The sequence below is a fragment of the Chryseobacterium populi genome (assembly GCF_000282115.1).
Classification (GTDB): Bacteria; Bacteroidota; Bacteroidia; order Flavobacteriales; family Weeksellaceae; genus Chryseobacterium; species Chryseobacterium populi.
Window position 1 is genome coordinate 1 of the sequence record NZ_AKJY01000032.1, and the last position, 24883, is coordinate 24883.

22 protein-coding genes are annotated in these 24883 nt (G+C 36.2%); 12 read left to right on the plus strand and 10 right to left on the minus strand.

Features of this window, described 5'->3' with window-relative positions; all coding sequences use genetic code 11:
• Positions 1-82: 82 nt before the first annotated feature.
• Both PMI13_RS09205 and PMI13_RS09210 read right to left on the minus strand, forming a co-directional pair.
• On the minus strand, positions 83-271 hold the full coding sequence (locus PMI13_RS09205) for a hypothetical protein (RefSeq protein ID WP_007842976.1): 189 nt from the start codon (positions 269-271) through the stop codon (positions 83-85).
• Between the two features lie 420 nt (positions 272-691).
• Positions 692-1141 (minus strand): hypothetical protein, encoded by a 450-nt coding sequence (locus PMI13_RS09210; RefSeq protein WP_007842978.1) that lies wholly within the window; start codon positions 1139-1141, stop codon positions 692-694.
• A gap of 245 nt (positions 1142-1386) precedes the next feature.
• On the opposite strand from PMI13_RS09210, the gene PMI13_RS09215 reads away from it, so the two are divergent.
• The 8 genes from PMI13_RS09215 (at position 1387) to PMI13_RS09250 (ending at position 10665) form a co-directional block, all read left to right on the plus strand.
• Positions 1387-1923, plus strand: a complete 537-nt coding sequence (locus PMI13_RS09215; RefSeq protein ID WP_007842980.1) for a YMGG-like glycine zipper-containing protein — start codon at positions 1387-1389, stop codon at positions 1921-1923.
• Positions 1924-1977: 54 nt separating this feature from the next.
• Positions 1978-3654, plus strand: coding sequence for an LIC_10190 family membrane protein (locus tag PMI13_RS09220; RefSeq protein WP_007842981.1), 1677 nt, complete (start codon positions 1978-1980; stop codon positions 3652-3654).
• Positions 3655-3664: 10 nt separating this feature from the next.
• A complete protein-coding gene (aroC, locus tag PMI13_RS09225; RefSeq protein ID WP_007842983.1) occupies positions 3665-4735 on the plus strand; it encodes a chorismate synthase in 1071 nt (356 codons plus the stop codon).
• 18 nt (positions 4736-4753) lie between these two features.
• A complete protein-coding gene (locus tag PMI13_RS09230; RefSeq protein WP_007842984.1) occupies positions 4754-5317 on the plus strand; it encodes a thioredoxin family protein in 564 nt (187 codons plus the stop codon).
• On the plus strand, positions 5314-5853 hold the full coding sequence (locus PMI13_RS09235; protein ID WP_007842985.1) for a TlpA family protein disulfide reductase: 540 nt from the start codon (positions 5314-5316) through the stop codon (positions 5851-5853). The genes PMI13_RS09230 and PMI13_RS09235 overlap by 4 nt, the downstream gene beginning before the upstream one ends.
• Before the next feature lie 85 nt (positions 5854-5938).
• On the plus strand, positions 5939-6286 hold the full coding sequence (locus PMI13_RS09240; protein WP_007842987.1) for a YkvA family protein: 348 nt from the start codon (positions 5939-5941) through the stop codon (positions 6284-6286).
• A gap of 124 nt (positions 6287-6410) precedes the next feature.
• Positions 6411-7769, plus strand: a complete 1359-nt coding sequence (gene pyrF / locus PMI13_RS09245) for an orotidine-5'-phosphate decarboxylase (protein ID WP_007842989.1) — start codon at positions 6411-6413, stop codon at positions 7767-7769.
• A 76-nt stretch (positions 7770-7845) separates the two neighbouring features.
• Entirely contained in the window at positions 7846-10665 is a 2820-nt protein-coding gene (locus PMI13_RS09250) for an aminopeptidase N (protein WP_034669838.1), read from the plus strand.
• A 56-nt stretch (positions 10666-10721) separates the two neighbouring features.
• On the opposite strand, the gene PMI13_RS09255 is transcribed toward PMI13_RS09250, so the two are convergent.
• Together PMI13_RS09255 and PMI13_RS09260 are read right to left on the minus strand one after the other, a co-directional pair.
• Complete coding sequence (locus PMI13_RS09255) at positions 10722-11582, minus strand: lamin tail domain-containing protein (protein ID WP_007842992.1); 861 nt, start codon at positions 11580-11582, stop codon at positions 10722-10724.
• Positions 11583-11787: 205 nt separating this feature from the next.
• Positions 11788-12567 (minus strand): T9SS type A sorting domain-containing protein, encoded by a 780-nt coding sequence (locus tag PMI13_RS09260; RefSeq protein ID WP_007842994.1) that lies wholly within the window; start codon positions 12565-12567, stop codon positions 11788-11790.
• A 185-nt stretch (positions 12568-12752) separates the two neighbouring features.
• Here PMI13_RS09260 and PMI13_RS09265 point away from each other — a divergent pair, with 185 nt between their 5' ends.
• Positions 12753-15950, plus strand: a complete 3198-nt coding sequence (locus tag PMI13_RS09265; RefSeq protein WP_007842996.1) for a hypothetical protein — start codon at positions 12753-12755, stop codon at positions 15948-15950.
• A 109-nt stretch (positions 15951-16059) separates the two neighbouring features.
• On the plus strand, positions 16060-17055 hold the full coding sequence (dusB, locus tag PMI13_RS09270) for a tRNA dihydrouridine synthase DusB (RefSeq protein WP_007842998.1): 996 nt from the start codon (positions 16060-16062) through the stop codon (positions 17053-17055).
• A 51-nt stretch (positions 17056-17106) separates the two neighbouring features.
• Here dusB and deoC read toward each other — a convergent pair whose 3' ends face one another.
• The 5 genes from deoC to PMI13_RS09295 form a co-directional block, all read right to left on the minus strand.
• Positions 17107-17853 (minus strand): deoxyribose-phosphate aldolase, encoded by a 747-nt coding sequence (deoC, locus tag PMI13_RS09275; RefSeq protein WP_034669836.1) that lies wholly within the window; start codon positions 17851-17853, stop codon positions 17107-17109.
• 3 nt (positions 17854-17856) lie between these two features.
• Positions 17857-18327 (minus strand): Lrp/AsnC ligand binding domain-containing protein, encoded by a 471-nt coding sequence (locus tag PMI13_RS09280; protein WP_007843001.1) that lies wholly within the window; start codon positions 18325-18327, stop codon positions 17857-17859.
• Between the two features lie 22 nt (positions 18328-18349).
• Complete coding sequence (locus PMI13_RS09285; protein ID WP_007843003.1) at positions 18350-19288, minus strand: endonuclease/exonuclease/phosphatase family protein; 939 nt, start codon at positions 19286-19288, stop codon at positions 18350-18352.
• Positions 19289-19669: 381 nt separating this feature from the next.
• The gene (trmD, locus tag PMI13_RS09290; protein WP_007843004.1) at positions 19670-20341 is read right to left on the minus strand and encodes a tRNA (guanosine(37)-N1)-methyltransferase TrmD; all 672 of its coding nucleotides are present in this window, start codon (positions 20339-20341) and stop codon (positions 19670-19672) included.
• Positions 20338-21600 (minus strand): NAD(P)/FAD-dependent oxidoreductase, encoded by a 1263-nt coding sequence (locus PMI13_RS09295; protein WP_007843007.1) that lies wholly within the window; start codon positions 21598-21600, stop codon positions 20338-20340. Before PMI13_RS09295 ends, trmD begins: the two co-directional genes overlap by 4 nt.
• Positions 21601-21665: 65 nt before the next feature.
• Between PMI13_RS09295 and PMI13_RS09300 the strand changes: the two genes are divergently transcribed.
• The gene (locus tag PMI13_RS09300; protein WP_007843009.1) at positions 21666-22529 is read left to right on the plus strand and encodes a glycoside hydrolase family 25 protein; all 864 of its coding nucleotides are present in this window, start codon (positions 21666-21668) and stop codon (positions 22527-22529) included.
• Position 22530: 1 nt separating this feature from the next.
• Here PMI13_RS09300 and PMI13_RS09305 read toward each other — a convergent pair whose 3' ends face one another.
• Positions 22531-22752 (minus strand): alpha/beta fold hydrolase, encoded by a 222-nt coding sequence (locus tag PMI13_RS09305; RefSeq protein WP_007843011.1) that lies wholly within the window; start codon positions 22750-22752, stop codon positions 22531-22533.
• 192 nt (positions 22753-22944) lie between these two features.
• Here PMI13_RS09305 and PMI13_RS09310 point away from each other — a divergent pair, with 192 nt between their 5' ends.
• Positions 22945-24846 (plus strand): ABC-F family ATP-binding cassette domain-containing protein, encoded by a 1902-nt coding sequence (locus tag PMI13_RS09310; protein ID WP_007843013.1) that lies wholly within the window; start codon positions 22945-22947, stop codon positions 24844-24846.
• Positions 24847-24883: the final 37 nt, after the last annotated feature.

Sequence of the window (24883 nt, forward strand, 5' to 3'; positions counted from 1 at the left end):
GTAAACTACAAATTTTGAGACAGAAAAAAGACTGCCCCTTTTGAGACAGCCTCTTCAAGAATATATGAGGTCTAAAAAAGTGTTACCTTGTTGTGCCAGTAGTATCGGATACCGCTGCATTAACATTTCGTAGTCCGTTTCCTGTATTGTTGTTGGTTGTTTTTCTTCCACCTGCAGTCGTCTTTGTATTGGTTCCTGTATTCATACTGTCACGAACTGATGCAGGGTCTGTGGGAATCTGAGGTGATACACTTGCAGTATCGGAATACATGCTGCTTGTAGTAGCAGAATCAGAAAAATTTGTATTATTCTCCGTCTCCTTTTTTTACAACTTAAGGCCAGAAAGCTTGTTGCAGGCATTGATAAGAATAAATTTTTCATAGTATTTTTTTGATAGATTACTTTTAGCGATTCAAAATTAGCAACCTATTGATCAGTATCCTATGAGTGAAATCATAATCTGTTATTTTTGTTTGATCTATACAATCAAAAAATGACCTCCGAAGAGGCCATAAAAAAACACAAATGATGAAAAAAAATCTATTTAGAAAAATCTAAACAGAATATATTTTATACTCTGGATCTGTCACTCCTTTTCAGAGAATTATATAAAAAACATTAATGAAATAAATCTTTTTCCCTCAATCAACTTAAAGAGGAATTAAATTAATGCGAAAATATTAAAAATTATTTACTCTTCCCAGGCAATAGGGATATAAACTGTAACATATCCGTCTGCATCTATCTGGGCATCGGAAACAGTACCCGTCACCGAGCCATATCCTACCCATCCTCCTTGCCCCTGCATGGCTGTAAAGGTATAGGTTCCTGCCGGAATTCCGTCATAATATTGAGGAAGAGACTGGAGTCCACTGCCACCATAAGTTTCAAAAGACTCTCCTGTAGCAGTATTGGTTGCTACAAAGCTTCCTACATCATAGCTTCCCGAAAGAGTTTTTGTACCATTTTGTGAAAGAAGCCCATAACGAATGTGATACATTGCAGTTTTAGAAACTTCTTTTGATACTACCCGGTTTGATTTTGACTGCGAATCCATCATTAAATCATTATCAGATGAACATGCTGAAACAACAAGTACGAACCCCGCTAAAGACAGGGTATTGAAAATTATTCTTTTCATAATATTATAATTTGGTATTTCAAAAATAACCTTTTCATATGAATCTAATGAAAATCAATAATTAACAGAAAGTTACAATATGATATTTTTAAAAAGATAATTATATATATTGAAAAAATTATCCAATCCATGTTTTAATATTTATTTAGATATTTTAACATTCATTAACTAAAACTTGGCTTCATAATTGAAAATAACTTAAAAGATAAAGTCTCCGGACTTATTTATAGTATAAAATTTGAGTTATGAAGAATATAATAGTAACAGGTCTTTTGTCAGTATTTTTAATGACAGCCTGTAAAAAGGATGATCAGATTGCTGAAAAATCTTTGGAGCAACAGAAAATTGAGTTTCAGGCCAGACAACTTGAAATAGAGAAACAAAAATTAGCCATTGAAAAAGAAAAAATGGTGTATGAAGCTCAGAAAAAGGCGGACAGTATTGTTGAAGCTAAAAAAGCAAGAACATCAACAGCCAATAATTCAGAGCCCAGAGTTGTTACAAAAACAAGAACGGTTTACAGAGACAGAGAATCCGGTTCAAGTAATAACGGTACATATGCTGACAACGGAAGCAGCGCCTCTCAGGGAACAACTCAGAAAAAAGGAATGAGTAAAGCCGCAAAAGGAACCATTATCGGTACCGTAGGTGGTGCAGCTGCGGGAGCTATTATCAGTAAGAAAAACAGAGGACTCGGAGCCGTAATTGGTGGTGTTGTAGGTGGTGCAACCGGCTATACAATCGGTAGATCACAGGATAGAAAAGACGGCAGGGTTCAATAATTAATATTTTCAAAAAAGAATAAAAGATTGCTTATTTTTAGGCAATCTTTTATTATGCTTATATCCCTTCTTTCTACTCTGCTTATTATTCCGGTCCTGATGGGCCTGGGAAAAATCGTGGAGCATTTTTTCGGTTCCTTATTTCCCGGAATAGCAGGGAAAGCCCTGTCCGGAATTTTAGGTTTAGGCATAATCTGGACATTGCTCGCATTCTTCATCCCGTTGAATATTTACGTAGAGATTGTCCCTATTTTATCCGGGCTCTTTTATTTCTTTAAGGAAAAGCTATATCATGAGTTTTATAAATTTTCCACAAAAGATAATTTCCTGATTGTCATTATATCTTTAATCATTCTTTTCTGCGGATCTTATTATCCTTATATATTAGACCATTACGGTTATTATGTTTCTACCATAAAATGGCTTACAGAATATGGTTTGGTGAAAGGCATTTCCAATCTTGACCTTACCCTTGGGCAAATGTCTGCCTGGCATATTATCCAGGCCGGGTTTTCTAATTTTTCCGATCCTTTTTTAAGAATCAATGCGGTTTTATTAATTGTCTACACGCTCTATATCGTTGAAAAAAAGAGCTGGATTCACCTGTGCTTTCTTCCGGTAATGTTTTTGTTTTTACAATCGCCAAGCCCGGACTTGCCGGTCATTGTTTTTTCCTTAATTATTCTGAATGAAATTTTATCCGGAAATAAGAAAGCCTCTCTCCTGCTTGGATTTTCAGTTTTTGTTTTTACCATAAAACCTACTATGATCTGGCTTCCGATACTAAGCTTCCTCTATTCTGTTTTTATGATTAAATCAAATTTCAGGAGCTTAACCTTGGGAACTGTCATCCTTTTTTTGTTCTTCATTAAAAACCTATGGACATTCGGATACCCTGTTTTTCCGATTCCAATCGGAGATTTTGGTCTAAGCTGGAAACCCAACCCTGAAATTTTAAAAACTTCTTCCCACTTCGCCATTCAAAAAACATACGATTTACAATATACTTACGAAGAAATCCAGTCTTTTTCACGGCTTGATTATATTAAAAACTGGCTGTCACTTGATGGAATCAAATCGAAAATCAATATCCTGTTTATCATCAGCCTATCGGGATTTATTATTTTCTCATTCATAAAAAAAAATAAAATCATCAGCTTAATCTGTATTTCTCTGATCATAAAAAGCATCCTTATACTGCTCTTTTCCGCTCAGTACAGGTTTTTTATCGACGTCTTTTTTATAATATTATTTATATTGCTTTTCAACAGTTTTGATAAAAAGAAAGCGATTACTGCTTTCTCAGTCGCCAGTCTTTTAATCATCAGTTTTCTTTCCTTCCCGGAGTTCATTGTAAAACATCTGCCAAGTTATAAAATGGCATCTTATATGGGGCTATTTGAAAAAAAACAGCTTATCAAACCCGCTGTTTACGAAAATGTAGCATTTGACTCTTTTGAACTGGGGAATCTCAAATTCAATGTTTCCAGAAATTACCCCTACAACTTCAGCACGCCACTGCCGGCTATTACGCCCAATTATATTATTGAGGATGCAAATGCAGACATTTTTCCACAACTCATCGATCCGCAAAATATCGGAAAAGGGCTGATCTGGAAAAAAATGACTAAACACCGGGAAAAACACATAGAAAACATTATCAATACAATCATTGATCACGATAAACAGAACAAAATGCAAAGACTGGATTATCTGAAGAAAAAGCCTTAAATTTGCTCCTATGTTCAATACTTTAGGTAATCTTCTCAGTCTTACAACATTTGGAGAAAGTCATGGCTTAGCTTATGGCGGCATAATCAACAACTTCCCGGCGGGCTTAACGGTAGATTTCGATAAAATTCAATATGAGTTGGATCGGAGAAAACCCGGCCAGTCAGCCATTGTCACCCAAAGAAAAGAAAGTGACACGGTAAAATTCCTTTCGGGGATTTTTGATGGAAAAACAACGGGAACTCCAATAGGTTTTATCATCGAAAATGAAAATCAGAAATCCAAAGATTATGATCATATTGCGAAATCTTATCGTCCGAGTCATGCAGATTTCACCTATGATCAAAAATTCGGGTTCAGGGATTATCGTGGCGGAGGGAAATCTTCAGCCCGAGAAACCATCAATTGGGTGGTAGCCGGAGCGCTGGCCAAACAGCTTTTATCAGACATCGAAATCAATGCTTACGTATCTTCCGTAGGTGATATTTTCTGTGAGAAACCTTACCAGGACTTGGATTTCTCAAAAACAGAAAGTAATGATGTTCGTTGCCCTGATGCAGAAACTGCCGAAAAAATGATTTCCAGGATTAAAGAAATCAAAAAAGAAGGCAATACCATCGGCGGAACGATTACCTGTGTGATTAAAAATGTTCCTGTAGGAATCGGAGAACCTGTATTTTCAAAATTACAGGCCGAGCTTGCAAAAGCAATGCTTAATATTAATGCCTGCAAAGGTTTTGAGTATGGAAGCGGATTCTGTGGAGCTAAAATGACAGGAAAAGAACATAATGATGCTTTTAATACAGATTTTACGACAAAATCAAACCTTTCAGGTGGAATTCAGGGTGGAATCTCCAATGGAATGGATATTTATTTCAGAGTAGCTTTCAAACCTGTGGCTACTATTTTGAGACCTCAGGACAGTATTGACAGGGAAGGAAATCCTGTAATTGTAGAAGGTAAAGGAAGACACGACCCCTGTGTTGTTCCAAGAGCCGTTCCTGTAGTGGAAAGTTTAGCAGCATTTATACTGGCTGATTTATTTTTAATCAACAAAACAAGAAACATCAATAATTTTTAAACATAAATATTTTTAGTAATGAAAAATTACTGGGATAAAGGGATCACTTTTGAGGAATATATTGATATTGCAATACAAAGAAAAGATAATCCCGACAATCAGAAAGATGTAGATTATAAGCAATATTATGAATTGGGGCTTCAGAGAATGGACCGGACTTTAAAAAAGTACACGCCAGATGAGGAACAATTGAATGAATTAAAATCTAAAAATTTTGACGGAAAACTGTTAATTATTTCTGAAGCATGGTGTGGGGATGCCAGTGCCACGGTTCCTGCCCTTATTAAATTTTTTGAAGGCAGAAATGAGGTAAGAATTTTCCTCAGAGACAGTGATACTAACTTAATTGACCAGTTTTTGACGAACGGTACCCAATCTATCCCGAAGGTAATTATTCTGGATGATGATTTTAATGTAAAGAATTCATGGGGTCCGCGTCCAAAATATGGCAAAGAGCTTTTAATGAAGTATAAAGCCGATCCTGAAGGTTATCCAAAAGATACGTTCTACAATGATCTGCAGATTTACTATGCTAAAAACAGAGGCAAGGATGCTGTTCAGGAAATATTGGAATTGCTATGAAAAAAAATCTGATTTACATTATATTAATAGCCATCATCGGGGTTATTGCATTCGTACCGGGCGTAAAAGATTTCCTGAGAGATCAGTTTTTCCCGATTGCCACTATTGAAAATGCTGTGACGGTAGATAGGGCTGATTATGATATTGAGCTTCAGGGGATCAATGTGCCAAGTACCAATCTTAAAAATTTTAAAGACAAACCTGTTTTTTTAAATTTCTGGGGAACATGGTGCCCGCCGTGCAGAAAAGAATGGCCAACGATACAAAAATTGTATGACACCCGAAAAGGCAATGTAGATTTTGTACTGATTGCGATGAATGACGAAGAAGCTGCAGTAAGAAAGTTTTTACAGGATAATAAATATACGGTTCCGGTTTATATTGCACAGAGCCCTATTTCAGAAAAATTATTGCCCAAAGCTTTTCCTACTACCTTTCTTTTGGACAAAAACGGCAGGATTTTAATCAAAGAAGATGCATACAGGGATTGGAATACAGAATCTGTGCATCAGTTCATTGATAATATTATTAAGTAATTTTTAACTAAATTTTATAAATACTTGGTATAGAATTTGCGAAATTTGTAGAGTTGAAAAACTTATTTAAAACCTAAACACAAAAATGAAGTATTCCAAGTTAAATCTGGCTAAAGAAGCCATCAGCCATAAGGGCTTTGTAAAAAAGATCCCGGATATCTTCAGAATGGTTAAATCATGGAAAAAAGGAATTTATCCCATGAAATCTATCGACATCATTCTGCCTCTACTCGGTATTTTGTATGTAATCTCTCCGATTGATTTGCTTCCGGAAGTCGCAGTACCTGTTTTAGGAGTTCTGGACGACCTAGCGGTTCTGTCCTTAGTCATTCCTAAACTCATCAAAGAAGTTGATAAATTTTTACTCTGGGAAGCTGAACAGAAATTAAATTCGGGAAACACCAAAGTAATCGATGCTCAAATCGTAAAATAACTTTATTGATCATAATATTTAAAGCCATTCCACTAATTTTGGGATGGCTTTTATTTAGAAATCAATGATAAATTTTTAAGCCTTATTACAAATCCTTAAATTTGCAAACATCTAATAAAAAATAATGGAAAGTAAAAAAGAATTCTTTTTAGAGTGCTACAAGCTGGGCATCATTAAATTCGGAAGATTTACCCTTAAAAGCGGTATCGAAAGTCCGTTTTATGTAGACCTAAGACCTTTGGCCTCAGATCCTAAAATTTTGAAAAATCTGGCTAATTATTTATTGGAAATGCTTCCTTTAGATAATTTCGATCTGATCTGCGGAGTACCCTATGCTGCCCTTCCAATGGCTACAGCTATGTCTTTGGAAAGCTATATCCCATTGATCATCAAAAGAAAAGAAGCAAAAGATTATGGGACCAAGAAAATGATTGAAGGAATCTACCAGAAAGGGCAAAACTGTCTTTTGGTGGAAGATGTGATTACTTCCGGAAAATCTTTATTAGAAACCATTGCTGAAGTTGAGCAGGAAGATCTTAAAGTAGCGGATATCGTCGTTGTTCTGGACAGAGAACAGGGCGGGAAACAGCTTCTGGAAAGCAAAGGATTCAGAGTGCATACTCTTTTCAATATCACTGAAGTTTGTGCAATCCTTCAGGAAACCGGAGATTTATCTGATGAGGAAGTAAAAAGAATCCAGGATTTTTTACAGGGAAACCATATTCAGTTTGAGGAGAAGAAAAGAAATTCTTATGAGCAGAAATTAACGAATGCACAACATTCTGTTTCAAAAAAATTATTGGAAACTGCTATTGCAAAACAGTCTAACCTTATTGCTTCAGCCGATGTTACCACGACAAAGGAATTATTGGAACTGGCTGAAAAAGTAGGTCCGCATATCATTGCTTTAAAAACCCATATCGATATTATTTCTGATTTCGAATATGAAAAAACCATTACCCCACTAAAAGAATTAGCAGCTAAACATCAGTTTCTATTGATGGAAGACCGAAAATTTGCAGATATCGGGAACACCCAGGAATTACAATTCACCAGCGGCGTTTTTAAAATTACCGGTTGGGCAGATTTTGTAACCTCACAGGTGATCGGAGGCTTTGAATCTCTGGACTGCTTCAAAAATGTAGGCGTAGTCGCCATTATCGGAATGTCTTCCAAGGGAACATTAACCACTAACAGCTACCGTGAAGAAGCGCTTAAAGTTGCTCTGTCACATCCTAATGTAATTGGTGGTGTTTCCCAGAATCCATTACCGGAAGAGATATTATTATTCACGCCAGGAGTTAATTTAGCAGATTCAGGAGACGGAAAAGGACAGCAATATAATACCCCGGAACACGTTTTCAAAAACCTGCACACTGACTTTATTATTGTAGGAAGAGGGATTTATAAATCTTCCAATCCAGAAGAGGCAGCACTGACCTATAAAAATGAAGGCTGGAATGCTTATGTGAATTCTTTGTAAAGAAAAATAATATCAGAGTTAAAATTTCCCGACGTATATACAAAATAAGTTATATTTGGCACTTTATCACAAAGTTTTGAAAAAGGTTATCAGTATTTGTCTTATTTTGTTTGTGAGTGCGGAGATTTCCGCACAAAAAGACAGCATCTCTATTGAAGCCAAACTGTCTTCAGATAAAAAGACGCTGGAAATAAAGCAGGAACTTGTTTATTATAACAACTCCGGGAAAGATTTAAGTACGATAAAGCTTTTAAACTGGGTTGCAGCCTATAAGAACAGGAACACTTCATTGGTGTACAGAAAGCTGGAAGACAGGAATAATGATCTTCATTTTGCAAGACCTGAAGAGCAGGGTAAGCTTTTGCATTTGGAAATTAAAAGTTCCGTTGACCAGGCTATTTCTGTAGACAATCTTTCAGGAGAAAATCTTTTTGTTCCTTTAAATGAGGCTTTACAACCCGGTAAAAGTGTAAAACTACAACTGCAGTATCAGATACAGCTGCCTGATAAAAAATTTACCGGCTACGGAATATCTGATGAAAATATAGCTTTAAAATATTTCTTTATTGTTCCGGACCGTTTTGATCCGGACAATATTTCTGAAAGAAACTACCATGACATTGAAGAATCGGTAAGTTTCAATACCTACTGGACCATTAATTTCAATCTGCCTGAAAAATATTTTGCAGAAAGTAACCTCCAGCAGGTACAGGCTCATTCTTTTAAAGGATACCTTGATTCAGATCCCGAGTTCCTAATCTCTCCTAATGAGCTTCCATCAGTAAAAATCAATACCGGAGATATTAATACAGAAGTCTATTTCGGGTATAAATTAAGTCAGCGTGAGAAAGAAAATTTAGAATTTTATCTCCCGTTACATTTAAAATTTATCAAAGAAAAAATAGGTTTTGTTCCTGACCGGATGTTTATTTCCGATAAGTTCAGGGCCAAAGAAGACTTTTTCGGGAATAATGACATCACGTTCTGGAAATTTAAATTCCAGCTATTTACCGATGCTGAGAAAGCAGATCTGGATTATTTCGGAATCGTCGCAAAAAAAATTCTTGATGAAAGTATTATTACAGATAAGCAAAATAACCACTGGTTTAAAAACGGGTTGAAATCTTATCTGGAAATTCAATACCTGAAAAAATTCTACACCGAAACAAAATTATTGGGAAGCCTTCCTGAAGCCAGGATTTTTGGGGTAAAACCTTTAAAATTATTCCATGCTTCAGAAGTAAAGCTGATCGATCGCTATGGCTTGGCCTATCAATACATCATGTCTCAAAACCTTGATCAGAAAATTGATGAAAAATTTGCAGTTCTGAGCAACTTTAATGAAATGGCTGTCAGCAGTTTTGAAATGGGAAGCCTGTTCAACTATTCTGCGGATAAAATGGGATATGAAAATTTCGATACTCTCGTAAAAAATTACATCGCTAAAAATACCGATCAACAGATTGATCCCAAAGATTTCCTGAAAGAACTCTCGGAAAGAGATAAAAGAACAACCTATCTGGCAGATTTCTTAAAGCAGAAAAACAGGGTTAATTTCAAATTAAAAAAATTCAGGAAAGAGGACGATTCTTTACATATTAAAATCTATAAAAATACAGATCTCCCGATTCCGGTTAAGCTGGAAACCAAGACAAAAGAAGAGGAAAAGGCAGACTATTGGGTAGAGACCGATGAAAATGAAAGAACGAAAATATTTTCAGTTCCTGCATTGGATATTTATAAAATCACCCTGAATGATGATTATATTTTTCCGGAATCAAAATACCGGGATAATTTCTCCTATGCAAAAGGGCTTTTCTCCAACGCAAAAAAAATTAAGTTTAAATTTATAAAAGACATTCCCAATCCGGAGTTTAATGAAATTTATATCAGTCCGAAAATCCGTTTTAATAATACCTATGATAAATTCCTTTTCGGGCTTAATTTCAAAAACCAGTCGTTCTTCGATCAGAAATTCCTTTATTCGGTAACTCCAATGTACAGCTCAGGTACAGGAAAACTAACGGGGTCGGGCTCAGTAGCCTATTCTTTTTTACCTGCTGAAAGTATTATCCGGAGCCTGACATTTGGCGTTTCGGGCTCATACTTCCATTATGATTATGGTTTGGCTTACAGAAAGGCCTCCATTTTCTCAAATATCAACTTCAGGAAAGATCCGAGGAGCACCGTAAGCAGAGGATTCAGTGTGAGTTATAATTATCTTGAAAGAGATCTGAGTCCCCAGATGATCATCAATCAGGACTATGATAAGTACAACCTTTGGAGTGCAGGGTACGGATACACCGATAGCCAGATGATTCATGAGAAGAGCCTGAGTGTAAGTACGCAAGGAATGGAAGATTTTAATAAAATAACTGCCGAAGGTTTTTACAGATGGGAATTTGCTCCTAAACAAAAATTAAGTTTAAGACTTTTTGCAGGATATTTTGTAAGAAATGATACCCGGAACAATACTTTCAATTATGGAATCTCCAGAGTTTCGAATTATTCTTTCTCCTATAATCTTTTAGGTGAAAGTGCGAGCAGCGGACTTCTGTCACAACAGTTCATTCTCGCAGACGGAGGTTTCAAATCATTTATTCCCGGAAGTGTCAACCAATGGATTACATCTTTCAATGTAGATTCAAGTGTCTGGAAAATATTTCATGTCTATGCAGATGCCGGGATTTATAAAAACAAAAATAACCCTACCCAATTTATCTGGGATAGTGGAATAAAATTAAGGCTGATCCCCGATTTTCTTGAGATTTATTTCCCAATACAGTCTTCTCTAGGTTTCGAACCTTCTTTTAAAGACTATGCAAAAAGAATACGCTATACTCTGGTACTGAACTTAGGATCAATCATTAACGCGGCAAGAAGAGGATGGTATTAAAAAAACAACGGTGTAACCACAGCTGTTTTTCAGATTATTTGTAATAAATCCTGATGTTAATCCTTTAATATTTTCTGAGAGACAGGCTCATTATTAATAGTACCCGTAACGATATAATTTCCCTTTTTCAGATCGGAAACATCCAGATTGAAAATACTCTTAACTCCAGCTTTTTTAACAACCTGTCCGAACATATCATACACTTTCACATTTTTAACAACTGTCCCGAAAACAATCTCATTATCTTTCACAAAAGTATTTTGAATAAACAGAGGGTCGGACACAACATCCAGATCTGAAACGGCTAACGAAGCTCCTGAAGAATTAGTTGGCGATGCTGTTACGATTGAAAAATCCACTACATTATTATTCGTATCTCCGGACATTCGGGTTATTGATGTAGTGGTAGTAGGTGATGGTGCAGCTCCTGCCCCTTCATACTGGTCAGCAGTTCCATATCCTACAAAATCCAATACATTACTGCTTGCAGGAGATGTTACCTGTGTATTATCAGACGCTAAAACCACTTTCCCGGAAGTAACCGCGATTCCGATTCCTATGGACGGATTGGGAGTTCCATTAAAATTAATCACTGTCGTCGCAATAAAATCAGGTGTAGGGAGATTAACCGTTCCGCCACCACCGGTAGCTTCCTGTATTAAATACGTTTGTCCCGGAGTTAAGGTTATCCCAGGTAAATTATGATACTGGGTAAATGTGGCTGTTGCAGCTGCATACTGTATCGTTGCTCCGGACAGGGAAACTGTAGTGGAACCGATATTTTTTAATTCTATAAAATCATTCTTTAAAGTAGCACCGGAATTTCCACCGCCGCCGTAAATTTCATTGATAACAATCTGTGCATTCGTCAATGCAATTGCGGAAAACAATCCAAGAATAGTAAAAATTTTTTCCATGATAATACAATTTTATGTGATTTATTTAATAATAATACAAAAATAATACCATATTTTTAAATTAAATCAATCAACAAATGGATATCTATGAATAATACTCAATTTAAATTTTTAAACAAATCTTAGCATTATTATCTTATTAAAGGGCATAAAAAAACTGCTGCTTTAATAAGCAACAGTTTTTAATTTTAAAAATCTATTGATGTTAATCTTTCAAAATTTTCTGAGAAACAGGCTCATTGTTTATAGTGCCTGTAACGATATAGCTTCCTTTTGCCAGTTCAGCAACGCTTAATGTTTCATTTTCTTTTACAGAAGCCGTTTTTACAACCTGACCAAACATATTGTAAACTTTTACATCTTTCGCTTGAGCTCCGAAAGTGATTCCGTCATTTTTTACGAAAGTATTTTTGATAAGTCTATATTTTGAAGGAGCAACTTCTCCTACTGCCAGAGTTCCTGTAGTTACAGAAAAATCATCAAATGCAGCCAATGTAGCATTGTTATATGCTCTTACTGCTAATTGGAAAGTAGTTACATTAGCCGGCGCAGTTACATTCACAGTATGCAAAGTCCAGGCTGATGCAGTTGGAAGATATAAGTTGTTAGGTCCTCTCAAAGGATCATCCGCTGCAGTAGCTCCTTGATAGATAATTGTTCCTCCGGCATCCTTATAATTGCTCCAGATTCTGGCATCAGTACCATCACCTGTTGCTTTATACCAAAAAGAAATTGTATAAGTATTTCCTGCAATTACCGGAAACTCCTGATAAAAACCCGTAGTAGCTGTAGCATTAATATATTGTGCAGAATTTGATCCATTATGTCCATCTGCTGCCACTAATGTTGGTGCCTGATAACCATTGATTGGTCCTGCAGCCCATCCGGTTAATCCATTATCAAAAGATGGATTAGCTACTAAGTTTTGTGCAAACATACTTGTTGAAACCAGTACAAATCCAATAAAAGAATAAAACTTTTTCATAATCTATGATTTTAATTATTAATAATTTAGGTAACAAAATTAAGGCAATTTTTATAGGGAAAACAATAATTAGATTAATTTTCTGTTAATAATACTAAACCTGTCCTCATTAACATTTTTTAGTTATTTTTACCAATTATTTAGAGGGTTTGCGGAATTTTATTCTTATATTTTTGTTAATTTTCATGGGCACATTTTCAGCTGATGCCCAGATTTTCACGTGGAAAAACCCAAACATTCCTCAGGATACCATAAAGAAAGACAGCGTTCTTGCATCCATGCTTGAACAGGATATTTTCGCTAAAGACACCCTAGATTTTGTAAAGACCAGAAACCGGGTTATTATAGATGAAGCTGTATTGGCTAAAAATGATAAAAAAAGATTTTTAGGTGAATTAAATTCCAAAGGTTCTATCATCCGTGGGATAACGTTTGGTAATAATCAGGGGCAGTCTGTACAAAGCTCAATGGATCTTCAGATTTCCGGAAGGCTCTCTAAAGATGTTACCATTTTAGCCAGTATTTCAGATCACAATTTACCGATTCAGGCTGACGGATATACTCAGACTCTGGAGGAGTTTGATAAAATCTACATGCAGTTAAACATCAAGGATAAATCTATTCTGAGGGCAGGACATCTTGATTTGGTTGAAGCTAAAAATTATTTTGCAAAATATCAGCGCCGAAGCATGGGACTTGAATTCCAGACTGAATTCGGAAAGGAAAATAAAACTTTCGTTGATGTATCTATGGGTGTTGCACGAAGTGAATTTCACAGAGTCCGTTTTCAAGGGGTTGAAGGAAATCAGGGGCCTTATCGTTTAACCGGTAAAAACGGGGAACAATTTATTACCCTGATCTCGGGATCAGAACAGGTATTCATTGACGGTATCCTGATGAAACGTGGAGAAAACCAGGATTATGTAATTAATTATAATACCGGTGAGGTTACTTTTACCAGTTTCAGGCCTATTTTCCAGCAAAACTTCATCACCATCTCTTATAATTATACCAACAGAAATTATTCAAGATATTTATTTACCGGAAAGATTGAGCATAAGCGGGAAAAAATGAAAATTGGTTTAAACTGGTTCATGGAAAATGACAACAAGAATGCCCCCCTTTCTTTAAACCTTTCCAAAGAAGATGAACAGATTTTAGCAGATGCCGGAAATGATCCCAATTTGATGTACGCTCCTTCAGCAGTTGTAACGGAATATGATGTAAATAAGATATTGTACAGACTTGTGGCCGGCCCTCAGGGAAATTATTATGAATTCTCAACGGATGCCAACCAAACACTTTATCAGGTCTCATATACTTATTTCGGGGCCAACCTGGGTGATTATAAACTTTCTCAAACCACTAATAACGGCCGCGTTTTTGAATATACAGGTCCCAATATGGGAGATTACAGGGCAGTAAGAAAGCTTCCTTCACCTCAAAAATCCCAGGTTTATTCAGTAAATTCTGAATTTTTATTAAAAGAAGGTAAGATAGGAGCTGATTTCTCATTGAGTAATTATGATCTCAATTTATTTTCTTCCAGGGATTCTGACCAGAATATCGGCTACGCGGGTCGTATTTACGGAAATAAAACCTTCACCAAAAACAACTGGAAGGGTACTCCAAGTTTTGAATACCAATATATTGATAAGCAGTTTCATATTCTGGACCGTATTAATGATGTGGAGTTTTCAAGAGACTTTAACCTTGCACAGGAATTTAATCAGAGAACACAAAACAGATTTATCTTCAGTTTTCTTAATAAATGGAATAATAAATCAGCTCTGAATTACCGCATTAATTATCTTGATGAGCAGGATTCTTATAAAGGGATAAAGAATGACCTGGATTTTGGCTGGATCAAAGGAAAGTTCTTTACAAAGGGTAATTTATCTTACCTGAGCACCAATGCAACGCTTCAGGATACCAAATTCATACGTGGTGGGGTATCAACAGAATTTACAGGTAAAAAGGGCAGCTGGTCTCTCGGCGGAAGCATGGAGCACAATGAAAAGAAATACAATGATACTCAGCTGATGGACGTCACCAGTTTCAGCTGGAAAGAAATTTTTGTTCAGAAGAAAATCGGTGATAGTTCGCGAACCAAATTACTGGCAAAAGTGTATATGAGAGATAATGACTCGGTGCGTGATAACAGGCTTCAGAATATGAATAATATTTTGGGGATCATGGCCGAAAGCCAGATTATAAAAACAGAGAAAACGACTTTAAACGCCTTAATCCATTACAGAAAGTTCTTTTATCAGACTCCTGATACAGACATGACCCGAAACAATGATTTTGTGGTCGGAAATATTCTTTATAATCAACAGCTTTTCAGAAACGGGATGCGCCTGCAGGCTTTTTATGAGCTTGGAAACGGGCAGGAGGCCCAGAGAGAGTTTCAGTATATTAAAGTAACGGACGGACAGGGTGTTTATAAGTGGACAGATTATAATGGTGATGGCGTGCAGCAGCTGGATGAATTTGAAATTGCTGAATATTCGGATCTTGCCCAATATATCCGGGTTTACACAAATTCTGTACGGTATATTCCATCCAATAAGAATAAGATCCAGCTGGCATTATTCGTTAACCCTTCTATTGTCTTTAATTCTGAAAACGGTTTTTTAAAACGCTGGAATTTCAATATCTCCTTAAATTCCCAGAATTCGTTCTACAAAAGGGATAAAGTTCTAGTTCTTAATCCGTTTGAGAAAAACAGTGACCAGATTTTAAAAAATCAGAATATTCTTGCTTCCGTACAGTTTAATCCCACCGAAAAATCAGGATGGAACGGAAACTATCGTTATATATCCAATGACAACCTCATCAATGCTAATTTCAGTAATGAAGAAAGAGAACAGACCTCTCATTTCCTTAATATCGGATATTGGTTTAATAAAGAATTCAGGATCGATTGGGAAAATTCGGTTCACGATATCAGAAACTCTTCGCAGTTGTTTCAGACAAGAGATTACAGGCTAAATAATTTTGAAACCAAACCTAAAGCCACCTACAAATTTACTGACGCCATTCAGGCTGAGCTTTCATCGGCATATCGTGAGAAACAGAGAGTTGACGGCGAAGAATTGCTGAAAGCATTTGATGTTACCGGAACCATTCAATGGGAACGCAAAAAAACATCCATCAGAGGAAACTTTTCTTTTATCAACAATGATTTTACCGGGAATAATTTCAGTATTGTAGGAAACCAGATGCTTGACGGATTAAAACCCGGAAAAAACCAGGTCTGGAGTGTTTTCATTCAGCAGGCTATTAACTCTTTCTTACAATTAAACCTAAATTATGAGGGGAGAAATTTCGGTGACAGAACGATACATATCGGAAGTATGCAGGTTAAGGCTAGTTTCTAAAAATTGAGAGCTGAGAACTTTATTGTCTATTACCTATAAATCATGTCTTCTTTTACACTCATAGATATTATCATATTTCCGGAAGTTTAGAATTTCGTAAATTTGCGCCATGATAAAAATAGGCAATATAGAACTGCCGGAATTTCCGCTTTTACTGGCGCCAATGGAAGATGTAAGTGATCCTCCATTCAGACGCTTATGTAAAATGCATGGTGCAGATTTGATGTATTCGGAATTTATTTCTTCCGAAGGCTTAATCCGTGATGCCATCAAAAGCAGAAAAAAACTGGATATTTTTGATTATGAAAGACCTGTAGGAATTCAGATTTTCGGAGGTGATGAAGAAGCAATGGCCATGTCGGCAAGAATTGTGGAAACCGTAAATCCTGACCTGGTAGATATTAATTTCGGATGTCCTGTAAAAAAAGTAGTCTGCAAAGGAGCAGGAGCAGGAGTTTTAAAAGATATTGACCTTATGGTACGCCTTACAAAAGCTGTGGTAAGCTCTACGCATTTACCGGTTACCGTAAAAACCCGTTTAGGATGGGACAGCAATTCGATTAATATCGATGAAGTAGCAGAACGTCTCCAGGAAACCGGAATCAAAGCTTTAACCATTCATGCAAGAACCCGTGGACAAATGTACAAAGGTGAAGCAGATTGGGAACATATCTCAAGAATCAAACAGAATCCGAATATTGAAATTCCAATTTTTGGGAACGGTGATATTGATTCTCCGGAGAAAGCATTGGAATACAAGCAAAAGTACGCCTGCGACGGAATTATGATCGGTCGCGCCGCTATTGGATATCCATGGATTTTTAACGAGATCAAACACTTCTTCAAAACAGGTGAACATCTTCCGGAACCTACGGTTTTTGACAGGCTATTAGCAGTTCGTCAACATGCGGAATGGAGTACGGAATGGAAGGGTGAAAGATTAGGTTTGATTGAAATGAGGCAACATTACAGTAATTATTTCCGTGGAGTTCCACACTTCAAAGATTTCAGAAAGAAATTCCTGGAAATATTCACTTTAGCTGAAATGGATGTTTTAATTAAAGAAACCCAGGCATTTTACGAAGAATACCAGGAACAAGTATAAAGAAAAACCATCAGAAAAACTGATGGTTTTTTTATGATTTCATTCAGGGATTTAATATCCTTCTGATGCGGATTGATTTTTAATTAAAGCTAATGCTGAAGAAGTGCCTATTCTCTTTACTCCCATGTCGATCATTTTCTTGGCATCTTCAGGAGTTCTCACCCCACCTGCCGCTTTTACTGAAAGCTTTCCGGCATGATCCAGCATAATTTTTATGCCTTCAAATGTAGCACCGTTCGGCTTACCGCCAGTGGTTTCATAAAAACCGGTTGAAGATTTCACAAAAATGTCAGACAGGTTACTTTCAGGGAAATTTTCTTCAGCCCAACGAGAGATTCTTTTGGTAAGATCGGCAATTTGCCCATCGTTTAAAGCAGCAATTTCGATAATCCATTTTGCTATTTTGTGATGTTGTATACACAGCTGTGTACATTGCACAAATTCTCTTTCCACCAATTCCAGGTCTCCTTTAAGATAAGCATTGTAATTAATCACAAAATCCAGTTCATCAGCTCCGTCTCTGATTGCTTTTGAGGCTTCTGTTAATTTTTCTTCTACAGAACAGGTTCCTTCGTGAAAACCGATCACAGTGCCTACGACAACATTTGAATTTCTTTCCTGAATATACTTTTTGATTTCAGATACATAATCCGGACGAATCATTACGGCAAAAATACCGTTATCGATTGCTTCCTGCGTAAGATCTTTATCTTTCTGTAAAGTTTCACTTTCTGAAATACCGGCCTGTGCAGGTGTTTTCAAATATGTTGAATCCAAATATTGAGCAATGTTCATGATTAATTATACTTTCAATTGTCTGTAAATACCTTGTTCCAAAGATATGAAAGTTTCTGTTCTTGTAACCCCTTTCAGCTTCTGAAGTTTACTAAGGATCTGCATCAGGTGGTCATTGTCTTTACAAAGAACCTTAAGGAAAATAGTATAATTTCCTGTGGTGTAATGTGCTTCTACCACTTCATTAACCTCTTTCAGTGATTTTACTACTTCAGGGTAATGACTTGGCTGGTCTAAAAATACCCCGATATAAGAGATTACTTTGTAGCCTATCTTCTTAGGATTTAAAAATGAGATTGAATTTTCAATCACTCCCGCGTGTTCAAGCTTTTTAATTCTCTGATGTACAGCTGTTGTTGAAATTCCTACGTTCTTTGAGATATGGGCTAAAGATGTTTTAGCGTTATCCATCAGCATGTAGATGATTTCCTTGTCAATTGAATCCAGATGATAGCTTGTGTTGCTCGAATTTTTCATAATTTTTCTTATATTTATGTTTTTACTGTGTTTTACAAATAAAGCGCACAAAAACCGGGAAATGATCACTATACCCTCCTAAATACCGTGTACCGGCATATGTTCGGAAAGGCCTGCCTTCAAATTTTCTGTCCCGACTGCTGATTTTTTCAGAACTGAATACTTCAGCGTTCTGAAATGAAAGAGAAGTATTATCATTGAAAAATGATTCCGATAACATAATCTGATCAAATAGCAATCCGGAGCTGTAATGAAAAGTAGAATACCTTCTGGTAGAGAATAACTGCTGAAAAGGATTTTCTAAAATCTTTTCATGGTTATTACCGTAGAGAATTTTAATCAAATTTTCATCATCCGGGTTTTCGTTAAAATCACCACACAAAACAACATGTTCTTTACTTTCAACAAGATTCAAAATCCGGGTGTGGATTTCGTTCAATATAAAGTCTCTTTTGGGTTTATTAATGTCTTTTTCTCTCTTTGAGGGAAGGTGAGCGATAAATACATTAATAATCTCTCCTTTATATTTTACTTTTGAATAAAGTACATCTCGGGTTGTGTCATAATTTTCTGTGTTTTTATCTACAATTTCAAAGAAGAAGGTAATGGCTTCTGAGTCTATTACCTCAACCTTGGCTTTATCATATAACAAAGCAACATCTACTTTTCTTTCATCCATAGAATTGTAGTGTACAATGCCGTAATTCTTATTAAAAGGTTCCAATTCAACCAGATCTTCCAGAACTTTCCTTCCGGAAACCTCAGATAAACCTATCATTAATGGTAAAACACCATTTTCCTCTTTCATCAATTGAAAAACGTGTGAAATTTTAAAAAGCTTATTCTTATATCTCCTCTCATCCCAGCTTCTCAATCCAGATCTTGTAGGATCTAATCTATGCATGGGTTTAGGATCAGGTAAAAATAAATTTTCTACGTTGTAAAAACTGAATAGTTCCATTTACTTACACACATTCACTTTGAAAATTTTAATTTCCTTTTTCTGAATGTAAATTTATTGTTTTTTTTTAAATATGGTTAATTTATTTACAATATATTCAATTTAATTTAATGTTAAAAACACCAATATATTAATGAAAATCAGTAATTAAAAAACCTATCTTATATTAAAAATTTTAATCATTTTGAAGCAGCAAGCAATTAAGCAAGATTAAAATAGTTTATAAAATTCATAAAAATAAGAATAAAATACACAATATAATCATTTTTGATTACTTATTTTAACCATATTTGTTTTAGCAACAATTATTATTCCGTTTTTCTGAATAACTTCCTGAGAAGTGAAAAAATATCTTCTGATTAAAGAAATTAACCTCATTAATCAGAGCAGATCGGGGCGTTTTTCTCTGGTAATTCTTACGGCTTCATCATGACGCCATTCTTCAATTTTTGCAAAATTACCGCTTAATAAAACTTTAGGTACTTCCAGACCTTTATAATTTTCAGGTCTTGTATAAATGGGCGGTGATAGAAGATCATCCTGGAAGCTATCTGTTAATGCACTCTGCTCATCATTCAATACTCCGGGAATTAATCTGATAATGGAATCTGCTAAAACACAGGCAGCAAGCTCGCCGCCGGTAAGCACATAATCTCCTATTGAAATTTCTTTGGTAATATGCAATTCTCTAACCCTCTGGTCGATGCCTTTGTAGTGGCCACACAGAAAGATTAAATTGTTTTTTATAGAAAAAGAATTGGCTATTTTCTGGTTTAAAGTAACACCGTCCGGTGTTAAGTAGACCACCTCATCATAAGTTCTCTGCGATTTAAGTTCTGAGATGCAGTTATCCAACGGCTCTACCATCATTACCATTCCGGCACCGCCACCGTAGGGCTCGTCATCTATCTGTCTGTGCTTATTTATAGCCCAGTCTCTCAGATGATGAAAATGTACTTCAGCCAGCCCTTTATCCATTGCCCTTCTTAAAATAGAAGTCTTAAACGGGCTCTCCATCAATTCCGGAAGTACGCTTATTATATCAATTCTCATTGTAATGTTCTGTTTTTCTTATTAGGTAAAATAATTAGTCTTAAGGATGAATCTTTATTAAAATAACTCCACATCCAGTTGAAAAAAACAGCAAGTTTATTTCTTACACTCAAAATTAGCATTAAGTGTAAAAACATCCAAAAATACCAGGCAAAGAAGCCCTGGAATCTGATGAAAGGTAAATCCACAACTGCTCTGTGTTTTCCAATGGTTGCTAAAGAGCCTTTATCATCATATTCGTATTCTTTCCATTCACCAGCTGTTTTCTTTAAAAAATTCTTACCTAAATTTTTAGCCTGGTTAATCGCTACATTTGCAACCTGAGGGTGACCCTGAGGATATTTTGGAGTTTCCATGTAGGCTATATCCCCGATTGCATAAATATTGTCGTAACCTTTAACTTTATTATACCGGTCAACTATATATCTGTTTCTGATTAATTTTTCCTGCGGAAATCCATCCACCACATTTCCGGTAACTCCGGCAGCCCAGATGACGTTGTTGGACGGGATTTGTTTTCCACTCTTCGTCATTACTTTATCTCCATCATATTCCGTAACAACTTCTCCACTCAGGAAGGTAACACCAAGCTCCTTAAGATACTGTTCAGACTTTTTCTGGGCTTCGTCACTCATTACAGCCAGTGGTTTTTCTGTGGAACTTACCAGAATAATTTTAAGCTGATCAAAATTCATGAAAGGATAATCCCTGGGAAGAATCTCTTTTTTCATCTCAGCAAAAGCCCCGGCCAGCTCTACCCCGGTAGGCCCGCTTCCAACAATGACAATATTCCAGTTTCCGTCATCACTCCGGCTTTTTTCGATAATCAGTTTTTCAAAAGTCATTAAAACATGATTTCTGATGCTTATGGCTTCCTGGGTATTTTTCATTCCGAAAGCTTTACTTTCAAGATCCTGGTTTCCGAAAAAATTAGTTTTACATCCTGTGGCAATGATTAATTTATCATAGGTAAATTCAGCTTCGTCTGTAATGACTTTATTATGTACAGGATCAATTTCCTTTACTTCTGTCATCCGAAACTGTGTATTTCTTGATTGCTGGAAAATTTTCCTGAATGGAAATGAAATATTGGAAGGCTCTATCCTTCCGCACGCTACCTGATAAAAAAGCGGCTGAAACATATGATGATTCACCCTATCCAAAACAATTACTTTTTTATTTTTATTATTTAATGTTTTCGCAAGTTGCAGTCCCGCAAAACCACCTCCTATGATAATGATCTTTTCGCGTGTTTCCATAATACACAAATTTACTGATTTTATTTAGCATTTTAGTTGTCAAAAAGTTAGTTTTGCAAAACTTTATGACACAAAAGAAATACACCAAAAAAACGGCCAGAAATGTTCATAAACAAAGACGGAAGAATTATTTTTTCCGTAGAAAAATCGTACTGGCAATTCTTATTATCACATTGATTGGGACCGGGTTGTATTTGAAGCAGTCTGTCAGCTATTATTACGCTCTTTATTTCAATAAATTCATTCATAAAAAGCTTCATAATAATGAAACCGAATCATTAAGGATCCAGAAAATACTGGGGAATAACCTCGATAAGACGTATGGTTTTGATGTCTCCCATTACCAGAATAAAGAAGATATAAAATGGGACAGCCTGAGTATCGGAAATAAAACCATCCCACTGGAATTTGTTGTCATGCGGGCGACTATGGGAAACAGAAATGCAGATAAACATTTTAACGAATTCTGGGAGCAGGCAAAGAAACATGAGTTGATCCGCGGAGCCTATCATTTTTACCGGGCAGATGAAGACCCGATTATTCAGGCCAATAATTTTCTGGCGAATGTAAAGTTGGAAAGCGGTGACCTGCCTCCTATTTTAGATATTGAAAAAATCCCAAAGCGTAAAACCAATAAAAAGCTGATTGAAGACCTGAAAGTCTGGTGTAAGATTGTAGAGGAAACCTATGGTGAAAAACCGATCATCTACACTTATTATCACTATTATAAAGATTTCCTGAAAGGTGAATTTGATGATTACCCGCTCTGGCTGGCCAATTACAATGATGTGCCTTCTCCGTCTCCTAACAGCAGCTGGGATTTCTGGCAGTTTACAGAAAACGGGATTGTGCACGGAATTAATACCAAAGTGGATCTCGATCTCTACAATGGCAGCTTGTGGTCTTTGAAAGGATTAACTTTAGATTAAATTATTTTTTCAGGAACTCCAATATGTCCTGATTAAGGTTTCCGGGGGCATATAGAATCATGTGCGTTGCACCTTTATAGATCCTAAGTTCAGCGTGAAGAATCTGTTTCACGATAAACTCTGTGTGCTCCTGTTTGATAACATCTTTTTCACCGGCAATCACCAGAACAGGGTTTTGGATTTTACTCAATGAATTTTTTCTGATATCCGGTTCCTTCCGCATTATTTTTAAAAGCTTTATTTGTCTTATTGAAAGACATAACAGCTTATGAAAATTAGATCCTGTTTAGTTAAATTTATGGTAAATATTCCTTATTAACCGGTAATATCTGTCAGCAGTTTATCAGCCTATCAGAAATATTTATTCTTAAGGTTTAAATATTCGTATTTTCGCGCTACGAAATCTTTATAAGAAATGAACTACGTTGCTGCAGAAAATCTCACCAAATCTTACGGAATAAAAGTCTTATTCGAAAACATCTCTTTCAATATCAACGAGGGTGACAAAATCGCTATCGTCGCCAAAAATGGAAGCGGAAAATCTACTTTATTGAAAATCCTGATGGGTAAAGAGATTGCTGACAGCGGAAATGTTATCATTAATAAAGATATCCAGGTGGTTTTATTTGATCAGGAGATTGAATATGATCCCCAGCTTACCGTTGATGAATTTATGATGACTTTAGATTCAAAGCCTATTCTTGCGCTTAAAAATTACCATGAGTCTTTACACTCTACAGATCATGATTTCATTGAAAAAGCATTGACGGAAATGGAAGTTCACAAAGCCTGGGATCTTGAAAATGAAATGAAACAAATCCTGTCACAGCTGAAAATAACTGACCTTGAAGCCAAAATGGGAACGCTTTCCGGAGGACAGATCAAACGTGTTGCATTGGCAAAACTATTGACGGAGACCAGAGCAGAGCACCGCCATACCCTTTTGATCATGGATGAGCCTACCAACCATCTTGATGTAGAAATGGTAGAATGGCTTGAAAACTATTTAAGTAAGGCTAAAATCACTTTATTACTGGTAACCCACGACCGGTATTTCCTGGACAGTGTCTGTGATATCATCTGGGAAATGGAAGATAAAAACCTGTACGTTCACAACGGTTCTTACGCTACCTATCTGGAGAACAAAATGATTCGTGAGGACAATTTAAATGCAACTATTGATAAAGCCAACAACCTTTACAGAAAGGAACTGGAATGGATGCGAAGACAGCCCAAAGCCAGAACTACAAAATCAAAAAGCAGGATCGATTCTTTTTACGAAACCGAAAAAGTGGCCAAAACCGATACCAGAAAACAGGCCCTGGAACTCGGCTTTGAAATGAAAAGACTGGGAAATAAAGTCCTTGAACTTAAAGGTATTGATAAAAGCTTCGGAGATAAAGTTTTATTGAAAGATTTCAGCTATCAGTTTCAGCGTGGTGAAAAAGTAGGAATTGTAGGAAAAAACGGAGCCGGGAAATCTACGCTTTTAAATATCATCCAGGGATTTGAAAAAGCTGATAAGGGAGAGATTGAAACAGGAGAAACAATTTCTTTCGGTTATTTTTCCCAAAAAGGATTGACCTATAAAGAAGATGAAAGAGTTATTGATTTTATTAAAGAAATTGCAGAGTTTTATCCTTTAGCCAATGGAAAAAGCTTGTCTGCATCCCAGTTTTTAAGATTATTCTTATTTGATGACCAGACCCAGTACTCCCCTATTTCGAAATTATCGGGAGGTGAAAAAAGAAGGCTGCATCTGATGTACATTCTTTATCAGAATCCTAATTTCCTGATTTTCGATGAGCCTACGAATGATCTTGACCTCCCTACTTTAACGGTTCTTGAAAATTTTCTGCAACAGTTTCAGGGATCATTAATTATTGTTTCTCACGACAGGTATTTTATGGATCGGATTGTAGATCATATTTTAGCTTTTGAAGGGAAAGGAAAAATAAAGGATTTCATTGGAAACTTCTCAGAATACAGGGAAGCAAAAAGCCGTGAAGATGCTCTGGAAAAAAATACGGTTTCAAAACCGGAACCAGTTAAAGAAAACATTTCCGTTTCAACCGCTTCTCCAATCAATTCTAAAAAGAGAAAGCTTTCATTTAAAGAGCAAAGAGAACTTGAAATGATTGAGAAAGAAATGCCTGAGCTGGAAGTACAACGCGGAAAAATTCTGGATCAGCTCAACAACGAAGCTGATTATGAAAAAATTTCAAAGCTTTCCGCAGACCTGGAAACCATTTCCGGAAAACTTGAAAATCATGAGCTGAGATGGCTCGAGCTTCAGGAAATTCTTGGGGAAGGGTAATAATAGTTATGAGTGAAAAGTTATGAATTATGAGCCG

What these genes read in the sequence shown, in the direction of transcription:
- PMI13_RS09220 (WP_007842981.1), top strand. Translation starts at nt 1,978, where the DNA reads ATGCTTATATCCCTTCTTTCTACTCTGCTTATTATTCCGGTCCTGATG.
- PMI13_RS09240 (WP_007842987.1), top strand. Translation starts at nt 5,939, where the DNA reads ATGAAGTATTCCAAGTTAAATCTGGCTAAAGAAGCCATCAGCCATAAG.
- PMI13_RS09285 (WP_007843003.1), bottom strand. Translation starts at nt 19,288, where the DNA reads ATGGAACTATTCAGTTTTTACAACGTAGAAAATTTATTTTTACCTGAT.
- PMI13_RS09210 (WP_007842978.1), bottom strand. Translation starts at nt 1,141, where the DNA reads ATGAAAAGAATAATTTTCAATACCCTGTCTTTAGCGGGGTTCGTACTT.
- PMI13_RS09300 (WP_007843009.1), top strand. Translation starts at nt 21,666, where the DNA reads ATGACACAAAAGAAATACACCAAAAAAACGGCCAGAAATGTTCATAAA.
- PMI13_RS09215 (WP_007842980.1), top strand. Translation starts at nt 1,387, where the DNA reads ATGAAGAATATAATAGTAACAGGTCTTTTGTCAGTATTTTTAATGACA.
- PMI13_RS09310 (WP_007843013.1), top strand. Translation starts at nt 22,945, where the DNA reads ATGAACTACGTTGCTGCAGAAAATCTCACCAAATCTTACGGAATAAAA.
- PMI13_RS09305 (WP_007843011.1), bottom strand. Translation starts at nt 22,752, where the DNA reads ATGCGGAAGGAACCGGATATCAGAAAAAATTCATTGAGTAAAATCCAA.
- pyrF (WP_007842989.1), top strand. Translation starts at nt 6,411, where the DNA reads ATGGAAAGTAAAAAAGAATTCTTTTTAGAGTGCTACAAGCTGGGCATC.
- PMI13_RS09205 (WP_007842976.1), bottom strand. Translation starts at nt 271, where the DNA reads ATGTATTCCGATACTGCAAGTGTATCACCTCAGATTCCCACAGACCCT.
- dusB (WP_007842998.1), top strand. Translation starts at nt 16,060, where the DNA reads ATGATAAAAATAGGCAATATAGAACTGCCGGAATTTCCGCTTTTACTG.
- PMI13_RS09295 (WP_007843007.1), bottom strand. Translation starts at nt 21,600, where the DNA reads ATGGAAACACGCGAAAAGATCATTATCATAGGAGGTGGTTTTGCGGGA.
- PMI13_RS09255 (WP_007842992.1), bottom strand. Translation starts at nt 11,582, where the DNA reads ATGGAAAAAATTTTTACTATTCTTGGATTGTTTTCCGCAATTGCATTG.
- aroC (WP_007842983.1), top strand. Translation starts at nt 3,665, where the DNA reads ATGTTCAATACTTTAGGTAATCTTCTCAGTCTTACAACATTTGGAGAA.
- PMI13_RS09280 (WP_007843001.1), bottom strand. Translation starts at nt 18,327, where the DNA reads ATGAAAAATTCGAGCAACACAAGCTATCATCTGGATTCAATTGACAAG.
- PMI13_RS09230 (WP_007842984.1), top strand. Translation starts at nt 4,754, where the DNA reads ATGAAAAATTACTGGGATAAAGGGATCACTTTTGAGGAATATATTGAT.
- PMI13_RS09235 (WP_007842985.1), top strand. Translation starts at nt 5,314, where the DNA reads ATGAAAAAAAATCTGATTTACATTATATTAATAGCCATCATCGGGGTT.
- trmD (WP_007843004.1), bottom strand. Translation starts at nt 20,341, where the DNA reads ATGAGAATTGATATAATAAGCGTACTTCCGGAATTGATGGAGAGCCCG.
- PMI13_RS09265 (WP_007842996.1), top strand. Translation starts at nt 12,753, where the DNA reads ATGGGCACATTTTCAGCTGATGCCCAGATTTTCACGTGGAAAAACCCA.
- PMI13_RS09260 (WP_007842994.1), bottom strand. Translation starts at nt 12,567, where the DNA reads ATGAAAAAGTTTTATTCTTTTATTGGATTTGTACTGGTTTCAACAAGT.